Source organism: Paenibacillus sp. PastM-3 (assembly GCF_029893965.1).
GTDB lineage: Bacteria > Bacillota > Bacilli > Paenibacillales > Paenibacillaceae > Paenibacillus_AQ.
The window spans coordinates 1-15,606 of sequence record NZ_JARXXP010000025.1 but is presented as its reverse complement, the minus strand read 5'-3'; the positions used below and the strand labels follow the sequence as shown (position 1 = coordinate 15,606).

Here is a 15,606-nt window from a genome sequence, read left to right as displayed (position 1 = left end):
GCAGTGCTCCTTTAAATAGGTCGTATTTGCTTTATGTACAAAAAGGAAGAGGCAGGCTTTACTTCAATATTATGTACAGCGGCATAGGATCACGCAAGCGGGATTGATCACATAAGCGTGGACCGGCATTCTCCGGTCCGGCGTCCTCCCCGACTAAGGTCCAGTTCGTAAAACCGTCCGCGGTCTGTTTTGAAAGTCTGCAGATTACCCTAGAATAAAGCTATAAGAACGAGGTCAACGAAAGGCGGTGAGAAAAAATGCAGAATAGAAAAGGTAACGGACTTGCTATTGCCCTGATCGTGATCGGAGCGGTTATGCTGCTCGGGGTACTGCCCCAACTGATTCACGGAATTTTCGGAATCCTGTTCCCGGTACTGCTGGTAGCTCTCGGATACTACGGAATTAAAAGCGGACGCAAAATTATCGGCTGGATCGTATTGTTCATTGGTGTTATGGCTTTGATCTCGAAGCTTTCCTGGATCATCGGTCCACTGCTCGGGGTTGCGCTGGTTGTCTGGGGCATCTCGGTGCTGAAGGGCAGAAGCGGCAGAACATACTAAGAATACAGGCTGCACAAGATTACTTAATAAGAAGCAGGGAGGGAACAGGAAATCATGAGTGTTTTTCGCCGCATGAGGGATATTACCGTAGCTAATCTAAATGAACGACTGGAACAAAGCCAGGACCCGGTGAAGCTGATCGATCAGTTCTTGCATTCGACCCGTGAGGAGATCGCTGAAGCAGAACGGCTGTACCAGCAATATGCTGCCCATACCAAGCAGCTGCAGGTGCAGGTGAATCAGGCAACGGCCATGAGAAACAAACGTGAGGAGCAGGCGCTGCTGGCGCTCAAGGCCGGTGAAGACAATCTGGCAAAGATGGCTTTGCAGGAGAAAATCATCCACGAGGAAAAGCTGGAGCAGTACAGCGGGCTGCTGGAACAGAGCCAGGGATCGCTGTATGAGCTGGAAAGCCAGCTGAATGAACTGAAGGTTGAATACCAGACGGTGTATAACAAGCGCCAGTACTATGCGGCACGCATGGAGTCGCTGAGACTGCAGCAGCGCATGAACCAGCGGGCGGCTGCATACGGTAACGGCAGCGATGTTCCGAAGATGTTCGGACGGCTTGAAGACCGGATGAACGACTGGGAGCTGGAAGCGAAGAGTCTGCGGGATCTGCGCCGCATGGGCCAGGAATACGCAGTGCAGGCCGGCGAGACCGTAGCAACTGTATTGGAAAGAGAAATGGCTAAGCTCAAGGAGAAGCTTAACAATGGCGGAAAGGAGTAGTGCTATGACCCGGTTGTATCGTTCAACCCGCGACAAGGTAATGACAGGGCTGGCTGGAGGATTGTCCGAGACACTCGGCATTGATTCTACCCTGTTCCGGATTCTGCTGCTCGTCAGCATTCCCTTTACCGGAGGCGCGACTATACTTGTCTATTTCATTGCAGCACTGATCATTCCCAAGGAGCCGACGCAATATAATCCGTTCGGTCCCGGACCGGGAGCACCCGGCGGACCTTATGGCGGCCATTACGGCGGCCCCGGATATGGAAGCGGACCGCAGGGCCCGCATGCACAGGGCGGCTACGGCGGACCTGGCGGACAGCCCGGCTACAACCCGAACCCGGGTTATAACAAGGCCAATAGTTATCCCGGCCAGGATTCCGGTCTGGATGCGATGATGAAGGATATCGAGAAGAAGGCACTGCAGAAGGAAGTCGAAGAGCTGAAACAAAAACTTGCTAAATACGAGAAGGGAGAAGTGTAAAACATGGGAGTATTTCAACGGATTAAGGATATGACAAAAGCGTCGGTAAACGACCTGCTGGATAAAGTAGAGGACCCGATCGTAATGCTGAACCAGTACCTGCGCGATATGGAGGCTGAAATTCACGAAGCAGAGGTTACTGTTGCCAAGCAGATGGCCAACGAGCGCCGCATGAAGCAGCGTGTTGAGGAAGCCGCCAAAATGTCCGGACAGCGCGGAGCCCAGGCTGAGCTGGCTCTGAAGAACGGGCAGGAAGAGGTTGCCCGCAAGCTGCTGGAAGAGAAAATCTACTTCGACCAGAAGCAGACTGAATACGGCGATCTTCACGCCCAGGCAGAAGTGCAGGCCAAAGAACTGGTACAGCAGCTGCATGACATGAAGGATGAGTTCTACAAGCTGCGCAACAAGCGCAACGAGCTGGTATCCCGCGCCCAAATGGCCAAGGCCAAAAAGCAGATGTCGCAGATCAGCAGCGTGCATGCCATTGAAAGCGGCAGCGCATCCCTCGGCTTCCACCGCATGGAAGAAAAGATCATGCAGCTTGAAGCTGAAGCCGATGTTATGCGTGCCCCTTACAGCCCTTCCTCCGGCTTGTACAACAAACCGGTTGACGCTGAGAAACAGCTCAAAGTGGAAGAGCAGCTTGCCGCTCTGAAGAACAAACTGAATCCTCCATCTTCACCGTCCCTGGACAAAAAAGAAGACTAATCCCTGTTCCTAAAAAGCAGGCGGATATGATATGCTGAACAAGGTAAAAGCCATACGGTATGGGTCACCATACCGGTATGGCTTTTGTAGTGGGATACGATATATCGAATCATTATTTGTGGATTACAGGTATTTTAACGTTGAAAATAAAGCAGAGGGACTTGATTCCTCTATTATGTTATATAGTTAAGGTTTACGAAGTTAGTTTTGCTTCGCAAAACTTGGCAAATGCTTACGAAGACAGTTTTGCTCCGCAAAACTTTTAGGAGGTGCGCTATGGATAAACGGAACCGTTTGATTGCCATCGGACTGATTGGCGTGGGCTGCTTGATGATATTTGGCAAATGGATCGGATTTTTCTCCGTTGTCGCGCTCCTGTTCCTGCTGCTGGGGATTTACCGCACAACCTCAGGCAAAGTCAAGCAGGGCTACAAGCTGCTGGGAATCGGCGCAGTACTGCTGCTGCTGGATCATCTGCTGCTGGTGCTGGGCATCTGCCTGATTTCGCTCGGCGTGTTCTATGTCAAATCGAAACGGCTGCAGCAGGGCAAAGTGTTCATGCAGAAGCAGAGCTTCTCCTCCCGTTTTGACTGGGATCTGTCGCCCTGGGTGATGCGCAGCCTGAGTGCATGGCATGTCCTTGGCGAGGCTGATGTGGACCTTTCACTGGCGATCGCTGAGGATAAGGAAACTATTATGCTGTTTCAGGGGATATTCGGGGATATGGATATCCACCTGTCCGATGACTATGGCGTAGAGATTGAAGCCTTTGTGCTGTTCGGCTCGATCGAATTCGGCAGCCACCGCGATACGGGGATGATGAACCGGCTGAACTGGAAGTCTGCCAACTATGATACCAGCACTAATAAGGTAAAGTTCAGCATTTCCTATCTGATGGGTGATCTGGATCTAACCAAATCCTGACCGCTGCATGGTATTTATTAAGAGAGGGAGGCTCCTGCACGTGGATAAAAAGAACAGCAGCATGGTAACGCGCAGCATGGGTGAGGGGGCTTTATTCTCCTTTGTCATGCTGCTGGTTTTCTTGTACATTATGTATACATATGGTTATTTGAAGCCTTTCGAGAATTGGGAGATTGGAATCCGCACCACTGTGACGCTCATCCTGCTGCCGGTGGTCTTCGGAGTCGGCTTTGGCTTCTTTCAGAGCTTCCGCTTCAAGCGCAGGCTGGAACGGCTGCGGGGAACGCTGGTTGCCTGGGAGAAGGGCAACCTCACCCCGGCGATGCCGGTGCTGGGGACTGATGAGCTGGGCCGGCTCGGCGAGCAGCTTGGCCGGATCAGCGGCAAGTGGGAGAACCAGGTCAACACCCTTCAGCGGCTGTCGACCAACAATGCCAAGCTGGCGGAGCAGGCGCGAGTATCGGCGATTATCGAAGAGCGGCAGCGCCTGGCCCGCGAGCTGCATGATGCCGTGTCCCAGCAGCTGTTCGCCATTTCGATGACAGCGACGGCTGTGGGCCGGACGCTGGAGAAGGATTTTGACAAGGCCCAGCGGCAGATTGCCCTGATTGAGGAGATGTCTGCGGTGGCCCAGTCGGAGATGCGCGCGCTGCTGCTGCATCTGCGGCCGGTGTATCTGGAAGGCAAGGGACTTGAGCAGGGGCTGCAGGAGCTGATTAAAGAGCTGCAGATCAAGGTGCCGATGGAGATTATTTTTGAGATGGACCCGGATGTACAATTGCTTAAAGGAGTCGAGAATCATTTGTTCCGCATTGTGCAGGAAGCTATTTCGAACACTTTACGGCATGCCAAGGCAGAGAAGATGGAGATCCGGCTGCACCGGCGCGGCGACTCAGTAAGACTGACACTGAGGGATGATGGCATGGGCTTTGAGATTGATGACAGCAAGCTGACCTCATACGGTCTGTCGAATATGCAGGAGCGGATTGCAGAAACGGGCGGATCCATACAGTTTATTACCGCGCCCGGCAAAGGGATGCGGATTGAAATTACTGTACCGCTGGTCAATGAATAAGGAGGCAAGGGCAACCATGGAAACAGAAGAAATCAAGGTTCTGCTGGTGGATGATCATGAAATGGTGCGGATCGGACTTGCCGCAGTGCTCGGTACTGAAGACGGTATTGAGGTGGTCGGTGAAGCCGGCAGCGGTGAGGAAGGCATCCGGCTGGCCCAGGAATACAATCCGGATGTAGTGCTGATGGATCTGGTGATGGAGGGTATGGACGGCATTGAGACAACCAAACGGCTACTCAAGCTGTATCCGGACTGCAAGGTTATCGTGCTGACCAGCTATCTGGACGATGAGAAGATGTATCCTGTCATTGAAGCCGGAGCGTTCAGCTATCTGCTGAAGACCTCGCGGGCCAGCGAAGTAGCGGATGCCATCCGTGCTGCAGCCAGAGGGCAATCCGTACTGGAGTCTCAGGTCGCATCCAAAATGATGAACCGCTTCCGCAACAATGCCAAAGCGGAGGCTCCGGCTTACAAGGAGCTTACCGAACGCGAGATGGAAGTATTGAAGCTGCTGGCCCAGGGTAAATCCAACCAGGATATTGCCGACCAGCTGATCATCGGGATCAAGACAGTAAAGTTCCACGTTACCAACATTCTTGCCAAGCTGGGCGTCGAGGACCGGACCCAGGCGGCTATTTACGCCTATAAGAACGGGCTGGCGGAGTAACTTTGGCTGGCAACTATAGGCTAACCTCGCCCTTTCGGGCTTGGTAGCTAAATTAGCGAAATGAAGGGCAAAAGTGCCTCTGAATTCGGCCTCGGTGGCAGAATGGGCGAAATGAAGGGCAAAAATGCCTCTGAATCTAACCTAACAAGGCTGCTTTTCGTAGAATAAAAGGATTTATCCCACTAAATTAGCCTTACTAGGCTGAATATAGCCAATTTAAAGGGATTATTCCCTCTAATGAGCTCCTCGAAGGGTTTGTAGAGCCAACATAAAGGGATTATTCCCTCTATGTTGGCTTTTGTGCATTGAGGCGTATCTGCTCCTGCGAACGAATAATAGCCAGATTGTCATCCTTACAGTTCAACCTCAGGCCCGCAGCCTGTAGTGTGTACGCTAAATCGTAATCCCTGTAAATTTTGAACTTTAGCAGAGTATCTAGCAAGCATGTATAACTTCTCCCGCATCGGGCTATCCTTTCTAGTAGATTGCGAGAATTGGATGAGAGAGGGAGATGCGGAATGCGGCTGGGGAAACATGAACAAGGGATAGGGAAGCTGACAATGGTCATGATTGGTCTCAGCCTGCTGGTGTTGCTGCTGGCCGGATTCGCAAGCGGGGCCGGCCGCACTGCTGCAGATAAATCTGCAGCAGACACCGCGCTCTCTGCATCCAGCCCGGAGCAGCTGACCCGCTCCCTGAATCTCCTGGCCACAGCCGGCCAGGAAATAACAGCGGCTGATTCTCCGCTGCGACTGGTTGTGAAATGGCAGGGGGAGTACAGCGGTGAAGCTGGGGATGCCACTGACGCCGCAGATCATGCAGAAGCACCAGCAACGGCCCAAGCCATGTCCGCTATTGAAGCCGCAGATCCTGCGGCATCGGCAGCCCGGCTGGCCGGGCTGCTCGGACTCGGCAAGCTGAGGGCAGCTGAAGAAGATGGTCATGTAACCTACAGAGCCTCCCGTGCGCTGGATTCAACCAGCACGGTTTCATTGTTCTGGAGTGAGCTGGGCCAAGGTGTAAGTTATGTAATTGTGACAGTGGAGACGCAGGATCTGCTGCAGGCAGAAACGGTTCAGACTGCGGCAGCAGACGCAGGAACACAGATGCTGGCCGCCGGCATTACTTCAGAGTGGAATGCTTCACTGCAAGGCATATCATCGGTGTCCGGATCTCCCCGCGGGGCGCTTGAGCGGGCGGAGGGGGCAATTGCTGAGCGGCTGGGTGGATTAGAAGCAGCAGAAAGCTACGAAGACGATGCGACGTACAGCCGTTCCTACAGCATTCAAGGCGCTCAGAGATACGTGAACAGCGGAGATAATAGAATAGCTCTCCAGGCTGCCGTACACCAGAACAGTAATGACAACAGTAACCGCGTGACAATCGGGCTGCCGCTCATTACGATTGAATATTAATGGATGGAGCTTTGTAAAATCCTCATCATAATCTGCTGAAATTTAGCACATCCTAATAGAAAGCTCCGCAAAACCGGGCTTCGCGTTTGCGGAGCTTTTTACCGGAAGGTATAATATGTAAGTGTGGCAGCAGCTATTGCTCCGGCCGCAGACTATAAGCTTCGGTATGAAAAAGGATAAGAAAGATTAATGGAAAATTGCGAAAACCCGAGAAAAACTGTCAGGAATGTGATAGCATCCTTACGGCGAATATGATAAAATGACATCACGCCGTGCTACGGCACGATGAGAATGATTGTCAACTAACTATATTACATACAGAGAGATGAGGAGCCATGGCTGAAAATCAAACCCTTGATGAACTGCATACACCCGGTGCTGTATTCTTTATTTTTGGGGCAACCGGAGATCTGGCCCGGCGGAAGCTGTTCCCTGCGTTATACAGCTTGTACCGCGAAGGCAAGCTGACACATGATTTTGCGGTAATTGGCGTGGCTCGGCGTCCCCGTACCCAGGAGGAGTTCCGGGAGGATGTGAAGGAATCCATTCGTGAATTCTGCCGTTATCAGGTAGCCGATGCTGCGGAATGGAATGATTTTGTACAGCATTTCGAATATAAATCACTGGATATTAACAATGTGGACGGCTTCCGTGAGCTGAGTGCGCAGACAGAGCTGCTGGAGCAGAAGTTCCAGATCCCGGGCAACCGGATGTTCTATCTGGCTCTGGCTCCTGAGCTGTTCGGCAGCGTCTCGTTCAACCTCAAGGCAGGCGGAATGCTGCAGGGTGCCGGCTGGAACCGTCTGGTTATCGAGAAACCGTTCGGCTACAATCTGGAATCCGCAGAGCAGCTGAATGAACAGATCCGCCAGGTCTTCAAGGAAGAAGAGATCTACCGGATTGACCACTATCTGGGCAAGGAAATGGTGCAGAACATTGAGGTTATCCGTTTTGCTAATGCGTTCTTTGAACCGTTGTGGAACAACAAGCATATTGCCAACATTCAGATCACCCTGGGCGAAACGGTCGGGGTAGAAGAACGCGGCGGGTACTATGATCATGCTGGTGCGCTGCGCGATATGGGTCAGAACCATATTTTGCAGCTGCTGACGATGATTGCGATGGAGCCGCCAAGCCGTCTGCTGGCTGAGGATATCCGTGACGAGAAGGTGAAGGTGCTCCGTTCGCTGCGTCCGTACTCTTCCTCGGAGGAAGTGCGCGAGAACGTGGTGCGCGGGCAGTATACTCAGGGCCTCTACAAAGGCAAGAGCCTGCCGGCTTACCGCCAGGAGGATAAGGTGGATCCTGAGTCCAATACCGAGACGTATTTTGCAGCGCGTATTTTTGTAGACAACTTCCGCTGGGCGGGCGTTCCGTTCTACATCCGTACCGGCAAGCGTCTGCCTGTGAAGACAACGGAAGTGGTGGTGGAGTTCAAGGGTATGCCGACCAATGTATACCTGGGTCAAAAGCATAAGCTTGAGCCGAACCTGCTCGTTATCCGCGTCAATCCGATGGAAGGCATCTACGTGAAGATTAACGCCAAGAAGCCGGGCTCGGAGTCGGAAATCCAGCCGCTCGCAATGGACTTCTGCCAGAGCTGCATGGTCGGCATCAACTCACCTGAGGCTTATGAGCGTCTGCTGCATGATGCGGCACGCGGCGATTCGACCTATTTTACCCGTTGGGATGAAGTATCGTCGGCCTGGTCCTTCGTTGACCGGATTGCACAGGCCTGGAAGGAAGAAAGCAATGATCTGGCATCCTACCCTGCAGGCTCATGGGGCCCGGTAGAAGCAGACCAGCTGCTGGCTCAGGAAGGCTTCCACTGGTGGCCGGTGAACGGACAGGATGAAGATAATGTGGTATGGCGTGTGAACAGCTAGTACCAGCTCTATAGATTACATAACAGCGGTTCCCCGGTGGCGGGGGAGCGCTGTTTTTGTATTTTGAGTGAAAGTTACAAAAAAAGGATTTCACGCGTTTGTATTTACTATATAATTCCTTTTAATGTAGAGAAAAACATCACGGGGAAGTGCATCAGCCGCCTGAAGGGCTACAACATCCTTGGCAGGAATGGGGCGTTCGATGATGAAGAGGACACGGCAAGCTCATAAGCAGTACAGCTTTTTTCTGGGGACCCTGCTATGCGGCTATAATCTGACTGATAAGCTGTACGGGGCGGTATATATTGTGCTGATGAGCATGAGGGGGATAGATCCGCTGCAGATCAGTATTGTATTCGCGGTGTCCTCGCTGTCCCTTGCGGTGTTTGATTATCCCAGCGGTAATCTGTCGGACCTGTACGGGAGGAAAAAGCTGACGGCCATCGGTTTTATAATATGGGGTGCGGGATTGACTGTATTTGCTTTTGCCGGCAATCTCGCGGCGTTCATCGTTTCTGCGGTTGCGATGTCTCTGGGAGTTGCGCTGATTTCCGGCTCGCCGCAGGCCTGGTATCTGGATAAGCTTGAGGATCTGGGCATGCCGGACTATAAAAATATCGCACTGCCGCGCCTGAACGGATATGTGTCTGCTTTTGCAGTTGTAGGTGCACTTATGGCGTCATTTAGCAGCAATATCCACCTCTACCTTCCAGTTGCTATAGCGGGTGCGGCGGCAGTGGGACTTGGACTTTATGCGTGGCTGCGGTTCAGCGACAATTACGGAGTCCGGACGCAGGACAGTGTGTTTAAAGAGGTCTATGTGACCACGGCCGAATTTGCCGGAAACAAGCTGATGCGGTTTATTCTGCTCAAAAGCATCTTCAGCCATGCCGCATTGCTTGCTTTCCTGCTGAGCTGGCAGGTGTATGGTGTGAATGAGCTCGGGCTGCCCGCGGGCTATTTAGGAGGATTGCTGGTTTTGTTCATGGCTGTGATCAGCCTGTCTTCGTTCTGCAGCGCTTTTCTGGCGAGACGGAAGGTGCGGGCGGTGCGGGTCATTTCCGGCGGTCTGCTGCTGTCGGCTGCGGGGCTGCTGCTTGCGGGGCTGTTTGCTCATCCGGCTGTGTTTATCGCGGGGCTGGTTTTATATGAATTCGGGCTTGGTCTGGAGTCCTCCTTATTTAGTGCATGGGTCCAGGATTTCATTCCCCGTGGCAAAAGAGCAACCTTCACCTCAGGGTTATCCGCCCTCAGATCACTCGCCGGCTTCGCTATTACCCTGCTGCTTGGTCTGGCTGCCGAACGGCTGGGCTATACTGTTATCTGGATGACGGGTGCGCTGAGCCTGATCTTGGCCATGGCGGTTTTGCTCATTTTTAACAGAAAGATTGTTATGGCAGACACGGCCCGCGCAGAAGCGGAAACGGCAGCCAGTTAAGGGATACGCGGGAAACGGCAAATTTACATAACTTATTTCACTTCCGACGCTTTTATGTAGATAAAGTCTGCCGAATTTTGATATACTTTAAAGGATGCTTTCTGGAAACGGAAAAAAAGCAATTGGCGATCAAGCATGAATTTATATATGAAGGGATATGTGCAATGGATAAGGCACCGGATCAGAAACTGCAACAGGAAGTGGACAAACGGAGAACGTTTGCGATCATTTCCCACCCGGATGCGGGTAAAACAACACTGACGGAAAAGCTGCTGCTGTTCGGCGGCGCGATCCGGCTGGCGGGAACGGTTAAAGCCCGCAAAGCAAGCAAGCATGCGACAAGTGACTGGATGGAAATAGAGAAGCAGCGCGGAATCTCGGTAACGTCTTCCGTAATGCAGTTTGACTATTTGGATCACCGGGTGAACATTCTGGATACTCCGGGTCACCAGGATTTCAGTGAGGACACCTATCGTACCCTGACTGCGGCGGATAGTGCGGTCATGCTGATTGACGTGGCCAAAGGCGTCGAGGCACAGACAATCAAGCTGTTCCAGGTCTGCGCCAAGCGCGGGATCCCGATCTTTACCTTCATCAACAAGCTGGACCGTGAAGGGCAGAGCCCCTTCGATCTGATGGAAGAGCTGGAGAATGTACTGGGCATCCGCTCTGTACCGATGAACTGGCCGATCGGCAGCGGCCGCGAGCTGTGCGGCGTGTACGACCGGATGAAGAATCAGGTGGAGCTGTTCCAGGGTGACGATCACTCTGTAATTAAAGTACAGAAGGTCGAGGACTACCACGATCCGATCATCCGCGAGATGGCCGGAGAATATCTGCATGACCAGCTGTGCCAGGATCTGGAGCTGCTGGATGTGGCGGGTGACGCTTTTGACTATGAAAAAGTATTGCGCGGCGAGCTGACTCCGGTCTTCTTCGGCAGTGCGATCAATAATTTCGGAGTGCAGACGTTCCTCGACAATTTCCTGGAGCTGGCACCGAAGCCGGAGCCTCGCCGCAGTACGGTTGGTTCAATTGAACCGACTAATGAGAAATTCACCGGTTATGTCTTCAAAATCCAGGCCAACATGAACCCGGCGCACCGTGACCGTATCGCGTTCCTGCGGATTGTCTCCGGCAAGTTCGAGCGCGGCATGAGCGTGAAGCATGTCCGGGCAGGCAAAGACATCAAGCTGTCCCAGCCGCAGCAGTTCCTGGCCCAGGACCGTGATATTGTCGAAGAGGCGTATCCGGGTGACATTATCGGTTTGTTTGACCCGGGGATTTTCCGAATTGGCGATACGCTGAGCCAGGCGGGAGAGATGGAGTTCGATGAACTGCCGACGTTCTCACCGGAGATTTTCTCCAAAGTGAGCATCAAAAATGCACTCAAATCAAAGCAATTTCAAAAAGGAATTGACCAGCTGACGGAAGAAGGGATGATCCAGGTATTCCGCACGGTCAATTTTGACGATATTATTCTTGGCGTAGTCGGACAGCTGCAGTTCGAAGTGTTCGAATACCGGATGAAGGGCGAATATGGCGTGGATGTGCAGCTGCAGCGGATGAGCTACCAGTTCGCGCGCTGGATTGTCGATGACAACAAGCCGGACCCGGGCAAATTCCGGATTAATTCTACACTGGTAACCGATAAGAAGGGCAATTATGTCGTGTTATTCGAAAATGAATACGCGATGCGTACGGCTATGGAGAAGAATCCGACTGCCAGGTTCCTGGAGACTGCTCCCTAAAAATGGGCCGGATGAGCCTGATCAGGCTGTACGGATAGCATATTAAAAGAAACCTCCGCCTCTAACTGTGCGCTGCACGGCCGGGATGCGGAGGTTTTTGGCTGTCTAGCTCTGCTCGGTGGTAACCGATCCGGGGGTGATCTCCTCCAGATGCCGGTGCAGCAGACCGATGACATGATCCTGCTTGGCCTTGCCGATGTCTTTCCAGACCATTTCAAATACAACACCAAGTCCGGGAAGCGCCGCTTCCGGCCCGTCTACAGAGCCTTCGATCATGTGGCGCAGGTCTTCCTCGGACTGGCCGTGCACTTTATGAAGAATCGCCTGGCGTAAATCAATGGTTACCGGCATGGTACACCTCCTTTTTCATTGTTTGGAAAGCTTCATGAGGCAGGAAAAGTGGAACAGGCATCCGGAACAGAATCTGCCTCCTCCAAAATGCCCTGTACTAATGTGCCCTGCGGCGGCAGTGAAAATTCAAGTTTGGCCGCCCATATGCTATACTGTGTGAGACGAAAAATGCTGCAGGAGGTACACGGACATGGCCAAAAAACAATACGCGATTATCGGGATGGGACGCTTCGGCTCAAGTGTAGCCAAAGCGCTCAGCGGCATGGGGTACGATGTGCTTGCAATCGATACCGACGAACAGCGGACCCAGGAGATATCCGGTATTGTAACCCATGCCGTATCCGCAGATTCGACAGATGAGGAAGCGCTGCGCGCGCTGGGTATCCGCAACTTCGACGTTGTGGTTGTAGCGATCGGCGAAGATATTCAGTCCAGCATCCTGACCACACTCATTCTGAAGGATCTTGGTGTGCCGGCAATTCTGGTCAAAGCCAGAAATGAGCTGCACGGCAAGGTGCTTAGCAAAATAGGCGCAGACAAAATCATCTATCCTGAACGGGACATGGGCTTAAGGGTGGCGCATCATCTGGCCTCACCGAACATTCTTGACTATATTGAGCTGTCACCGGATTACAGTATCCTGGATATGAAGGTACCGAAGCAGATGCTCGGCAAAAACCTGCTGGAGCTGGACATCCGCGCCAAATACGGCTGCAATGTCATGGCGATCCGCCGGGGCGATGCCATGAACATCACGCCCAGAGCCGAGGACCGGCTGGCTGACGGCGATGTGCTGGTTATCGTCGGGCATAAGGATAACCTGACCAGGCTGGAGATGGCGTATCATTAACGAAGTACGAAAGGAATAGACCTCATGGAAATATTATCTCCGCAAAATACGCGGGTTAAGGAATGGGCCGGACTGCAGGAGAAGAAGCACCGCGATAAGTCCGGCAAATATATTGTAGAAGGTATCCATCTGGTGCAGGAGGCGCTGCTGGCGGAAGCCGAGGTGGAGATACTTGCCTACGATTTGGACAAGGGAATGCCGTCGGAGCTGCGGGATCATCTGCAGGCGGTACAGGGCATGGAGGTCATCGGCGTTTCAGCTGCCGTCATTGCCAAGTGCAGCAGCACTAACACCCCGCAGCCTGTGTTTGCGGTTGTCCGCAAAGAGCAGCAGGGTGTGGAGACGATCCTGGCGAAGCCGGACAGTCTGGTTGTTGTGCTGGACGGCGTCCAGGACCCGGGGAACGTCGGCACGATCATCCGCAGTGCGGATGCCGCCGGCGCGGACGGGGTTATCCTCGGCCAGGGCTGCGCCGACCTGTATAATCCCAAGACCATCCGCTCCACGATGGGCTCGATGTTCCATCTCCCGGTAGTGGAGGGAGATCTAAGTCTTGTTCTGCCGCAGGCACGCGAACGCGGAGCCCTTCTGGTCAGCACCTCGCTGACCGGGGAAGACTCCTGCTACACGCACGACTTCTGCGGCAGCCAGTGGCTGCTGATCGGCAGCGAGGGCAAGGGGATCTCCCCGCAGACAGCGGCTCTCGTAGACAAGAGCATCATCATCCCGATGGCCGGCCGGGCCGAGTCATTGAATGCGGCGATGGCGGCGACGATTTTATTGTTTGAGGGGATGCGGCAGCGGGGTTATCCACCGCAAATAAACCCGTCCCAAAGCAAATAAACTCATCCCGCAGCAAATAAAGTCGTCCCACCCCACCCATTTCCCACTCATTTCCCAAACCGATTCCAGTCAAATGCGGTGAAGGGCGGCAAAAGGTGGCGAACTGCGGCAAGTGCGACAAACGGCGGCAAGGGCGGCCAAAACCGCCCAAACCCAGCCACAGCAAGGAAAATCCAAGGGAAGAACACCAGGGAAAAGTCAGAAAGCGGACCTGACCCAATTGCTCTTCCCATTTTTCTTTTCAAACATTCCTCAATTTTCTTTACTCTTATCTCGATTTTTCCTCATTTATTTCTCAACTCTTTTCCCCAATACCGTCACGACTTTATTTTCATTTCCCAGGTTTTATTCGAGCGTTTTTACCAGGTGGTTTCCAATACGTGAAACGACTTTATTTGCTTTGGTGTTTTTTGGGAAAAAGGAGAGAACGGGGAAAGCTAGGCGGGGCATGGGTTTGGGGGGATGAGTGGGGGAGGGGTGTGATACGACTTTATTTTCTGTGTACAGGGGTTATGCACAGAAAATAAACCCATCCTGTGGGTTATAACATAAAATAGGACATGTTATAACACTAAATGAGACTGTTTATATGATCTTAAGTAGACAACAATAGCTTAAAAAACCCAGTAACGGCGGGGGATTTGCGTTTTTTTCATAAGATATAAAGTCAATAATCAACCGTGGGATGTGTTCTTTACGTTAAAAATCATAGATCGTTTTCTATACCATGGATTGAGACATTCCGTTCTTTGTGGTGGTTTGATTTAACTTTGGGCTTTCGCCATCTATGCCGCTCCCAGATACCATTAAAAACATAAGCAGAGATTGGAAGTGCAAAACAAATTCAGCTTAAACAGCTCCAGTGAGGTTTATGGAGGTTTTATGATTTCGGATTTTTTAGTATTTAAGTACAATACAAACTCCTTTAGTGAGTTGAGATCACTTTGACACTTGTAACTTTGTTAGGGACAATAATCAATCCTGATGGTCAAGAAACCCTTGATTTATCAGTATTTCTTTATATTTCTCCTCCAACTTAACAGTGAAATTTTTAATGGCTGAAGGCAGGAGGATTAATCTAAAGTTGATTTATATGGGGATTATTTATATGAGCATTTTGCATTAATCTAAGTCCGTGCTAGACAAGGGAATTTCGAGCATGAAAAAGGACTTCACTCCAGCTTGGAGAAGTTTTCAAGTGACAAACGAGAAAATCCAAGGGAGTGAAGTCACTATGTATATTCTCCAAGATAGTCTATTTTCCTTTTCGGAGCATAAAAAAATCGAATCGAAAGAACGAATGCCGCTCTTTTTCAGTACACTGGACCTGAGATCGTAGGCGAGGCAATTGAGAACCCCTAGACGGGCACTACCGTCAAGGCATTCTTCGCGCATTACTCGCGGCTCCCTTAGAGAACATTGATACGTTCACCGGCCTAGCGCGCAGACTGGAGTTTGACCTTCGTTTCCGTTACCAATGTGGACTCCATGGCTTATGAGTACTTTTACTACTGTATTTTAGCTTGAATAAAGGAGAACCTTTCTTTCCTGCTTTGATAGGAGACTTGTTATTAGAGGAGGTATAGACTGTATAATGTGTTCAAAATACAAAGTCCTTAAGACCGATAATGATTTTTTGGAGGCTGCTCTCACTCAAGCACGCGTGGCTGTCTTTGAGCTAAGGTGAGATCTGGCTGGATGCATTGTTGATTACGGCGGAGTAATCCAAAAGAGAGTCCAATAAGCATTAAAATTGCTGATTCTTATTTTAGGAGAGGCGAGTTCGAATTTAAAATGGTTTTGATGTAACAAGATCCTGAAGAAAGAATTAGGTCGTGTCTGAAAACTCTTCATTGAGTCAATTTGAAAATGGCAGCCACGTATACAAACGCCAAGAATGACTTGGCTAGTTTATCGTAGCG

At 51.6% G+C, this 15,606-nt stretch carries 14 protein-coding genes and 1 pseudogene; 14 read left to right on the top strand and 1 reads right to left on the bottom strand.

The features are described from left to right. Nucleotides 1–257 precede the first annotated feature (257 nt). From M2108_RS25170 to M2108_RS25120, 11 genes are all read left to right on the top strand, one after another. Entirely contained in the window at nucleotides 258–560 is a 303-nt protein-coding gene (locus M2108_RS25170; RefSeq protein WP_277472181.1) for a LiaF transmembrane domain-containing protein, read from the top strand. A 54-nt stretch (nucleotides 561–614) separates the two neighbouring features. Continuing rightward, nucleotides 615–1,292 (top strand): PspA/IM30 family protein, encoded by a 678-nt coding sequence (locus M2108_RS25165; protein ID WP_068725703.1) that lies wholly within the window; start codon nucleotides 615–617, stop codon nucleotides 1,290–1,292. 4 nt (nucleotides 1,293–1,296) lie between these two features. Continuing rightward, on the top strand, nucleotides 1,297–1,776 hold the full coding sequence (locus M2108_RS25160; protein WP_221803560.1) for a PspC domain-containing protein: 480 nt from the start codon (nucleotides 1,297–1,299) through the stop codon (nucleotides 1,774–1,776). Between the two features lie 3 nt (nucleotides 1,777–1,779). Beyond that, complete coding sequence (locus tag M2108_RS25155) at nucleotides 1,780–2,484, top strand: PspA/IM30 family protein (protein ID WP_277472182.1); 705 nt, start codon at nucleotides 1,780–1,782, stop codon at nucleotides 2,482–2,484. Nucleotides 2,485–2,760: 276 nt separating this feature from the next. Beyond that, entirely contained in the window at nucleotides 2,761–3,408 is a 648-nt protein-coding gene (gene liaF, locus M2108_RS25150; protein WP_277472183.1) for a cell wall-active antibiotics response protein LiaF, read from the top strand. 61 nt (nucleotides 3,409–3,469) lie between these two features. Beyond that, on the top strand, nucleotides 3,470–4,483 hold the full coding sequence (locus M2108_RS25145; protein ID WP_481857221.1) for a sensor histidine kinase: 1,014 nt from the start codon (nucleotides 3,470–3,472) through the stop codon (nucleotides 4,481–4,483). A 16-nt stretch (nucleotides 4,484–4,499) separates the two neighbouring features. Then, nucleotides 4,500–5,150, top strand: coding sequence for a response regulator (locus M2108_RS25140; protein ID WP_068725710.1), 651 nt, complete (start codon nucleotides 4,500–4,502; stop codon nucleotides 5,148–5,150). Nucleotides 5,151–5,668: 518 nt separating this feature from the next. Beyond that, nucleotides 5,669–6,565, top strand: coding sequence for a YwmB family TATA-box binding protein (locus M2108_RS25135; RefSeq protein ID WP_277472185.1), 897 nt, complete (start codon nucleotides 5,669–5,671; stop codon nucleotides 6,563–6,565). A gap of 335 nt (nucleotides 6,566–6,900) precedes the next feature. Next, the gene (zwf, locus tag M2108_RS25130; RefSeq protein ID WP_277472186.1) at nucleotides 6,901–8,451 is read left to right on the top strand and encodes a glucose-6-phosphate dehydrogenase; all 1,551 of its coding nucleotides are present in this window, start codon (nucleotides 6,901–6,903) and stop codon (nucleotides 8,449–8,451) included. A 202-nt stretch (nucleotides 8,452–8,653) separates the two neighbouring features. Next, nucleotides 8,654–9,889 carry an MFS transporter gene (locus M2108_RS25125; protein WP_280777228.1) on the top strand — a complete coding sequence of 412 codons (1,236 nt, stop codon included), beginning with the start codon at nucleotides 8,654–8,656 and terminating at the stop codon, nucleotides 9,887–9,889. 164 nt (nucleotides 9,890–10,053) lie between these two features. Beyond that, nucleotides 10,054–11,640, top strand: a complete 1,587-nt coding sequence (locus M2108_RS25120) for a peptide chain release factor 3 (protein ID WP_277472188.1) — start codon at nucleotides 10,054–10,056, stop codon at nucleotides 11,638–11,640. Between the two features lie 105 nt (nucleotides 11,641–11,745). Here the strand turns inward: M2108_RS25120 and M2108_RS25115 are convergent, their stop codons facing one another. Further along, nucleotides 11,746–11,991 (bottom strand): small acid-soluble spore protein SspI, encoded by a 246-nt coding sequence (locus M2108_RS25115; protein WP_068725717.1) that lies wholly within the window; start codon nucleotides 11,989–11,991, stop codon nucleotides 11,746–11,748. A gap of 190 nt (nucleotides 11,992–12,181) precedes the next feature. Here M2108_RS25115 and M2108_RS25110 point away from each other — a divergent pair, with 190 nt between their 5' ends. From M2108_RS25110 to M2108_RS25100, 3 genes and pseudogenes are all read left to right on the top strand, one after another. Continuing rightward, on the top strand, nucleotides 12,182–12,841 hold the full coding sequence (locus M2108_RS25110; protein WP_277472189.1) for a potassium channel family protein: 660 nt from the start codon (nucleotides 12,182–12,184) through the stop codon (nucleotides 12,839–12,841). A gap of 24 nt (nucleotides 12,842–12,865) precedes the next feature. Next, nucleotides 12,866–13,684 (top strand): TrmH family RNA methyltransferase, encoded by an 819-nt coding sequence (locus tag M2108_RS25105; protein ID WP_277472190.1) that lies wholly within the window; start codon nucleotides 12,866–12,868, stop codon nucleotides 13,682–13,684. A 1,234-nt stretch (nucleotides 13,685–14,918) separates the two neighbouring features. Next, nucleotides 14,919–15,171: pseudogene (locus M2108_RS25100) on the top strand (transposase); the annotation flags it as partial. Between the last annotated feature and the right edge of the window lie 435 nt (nucleotides 15,172–15,606).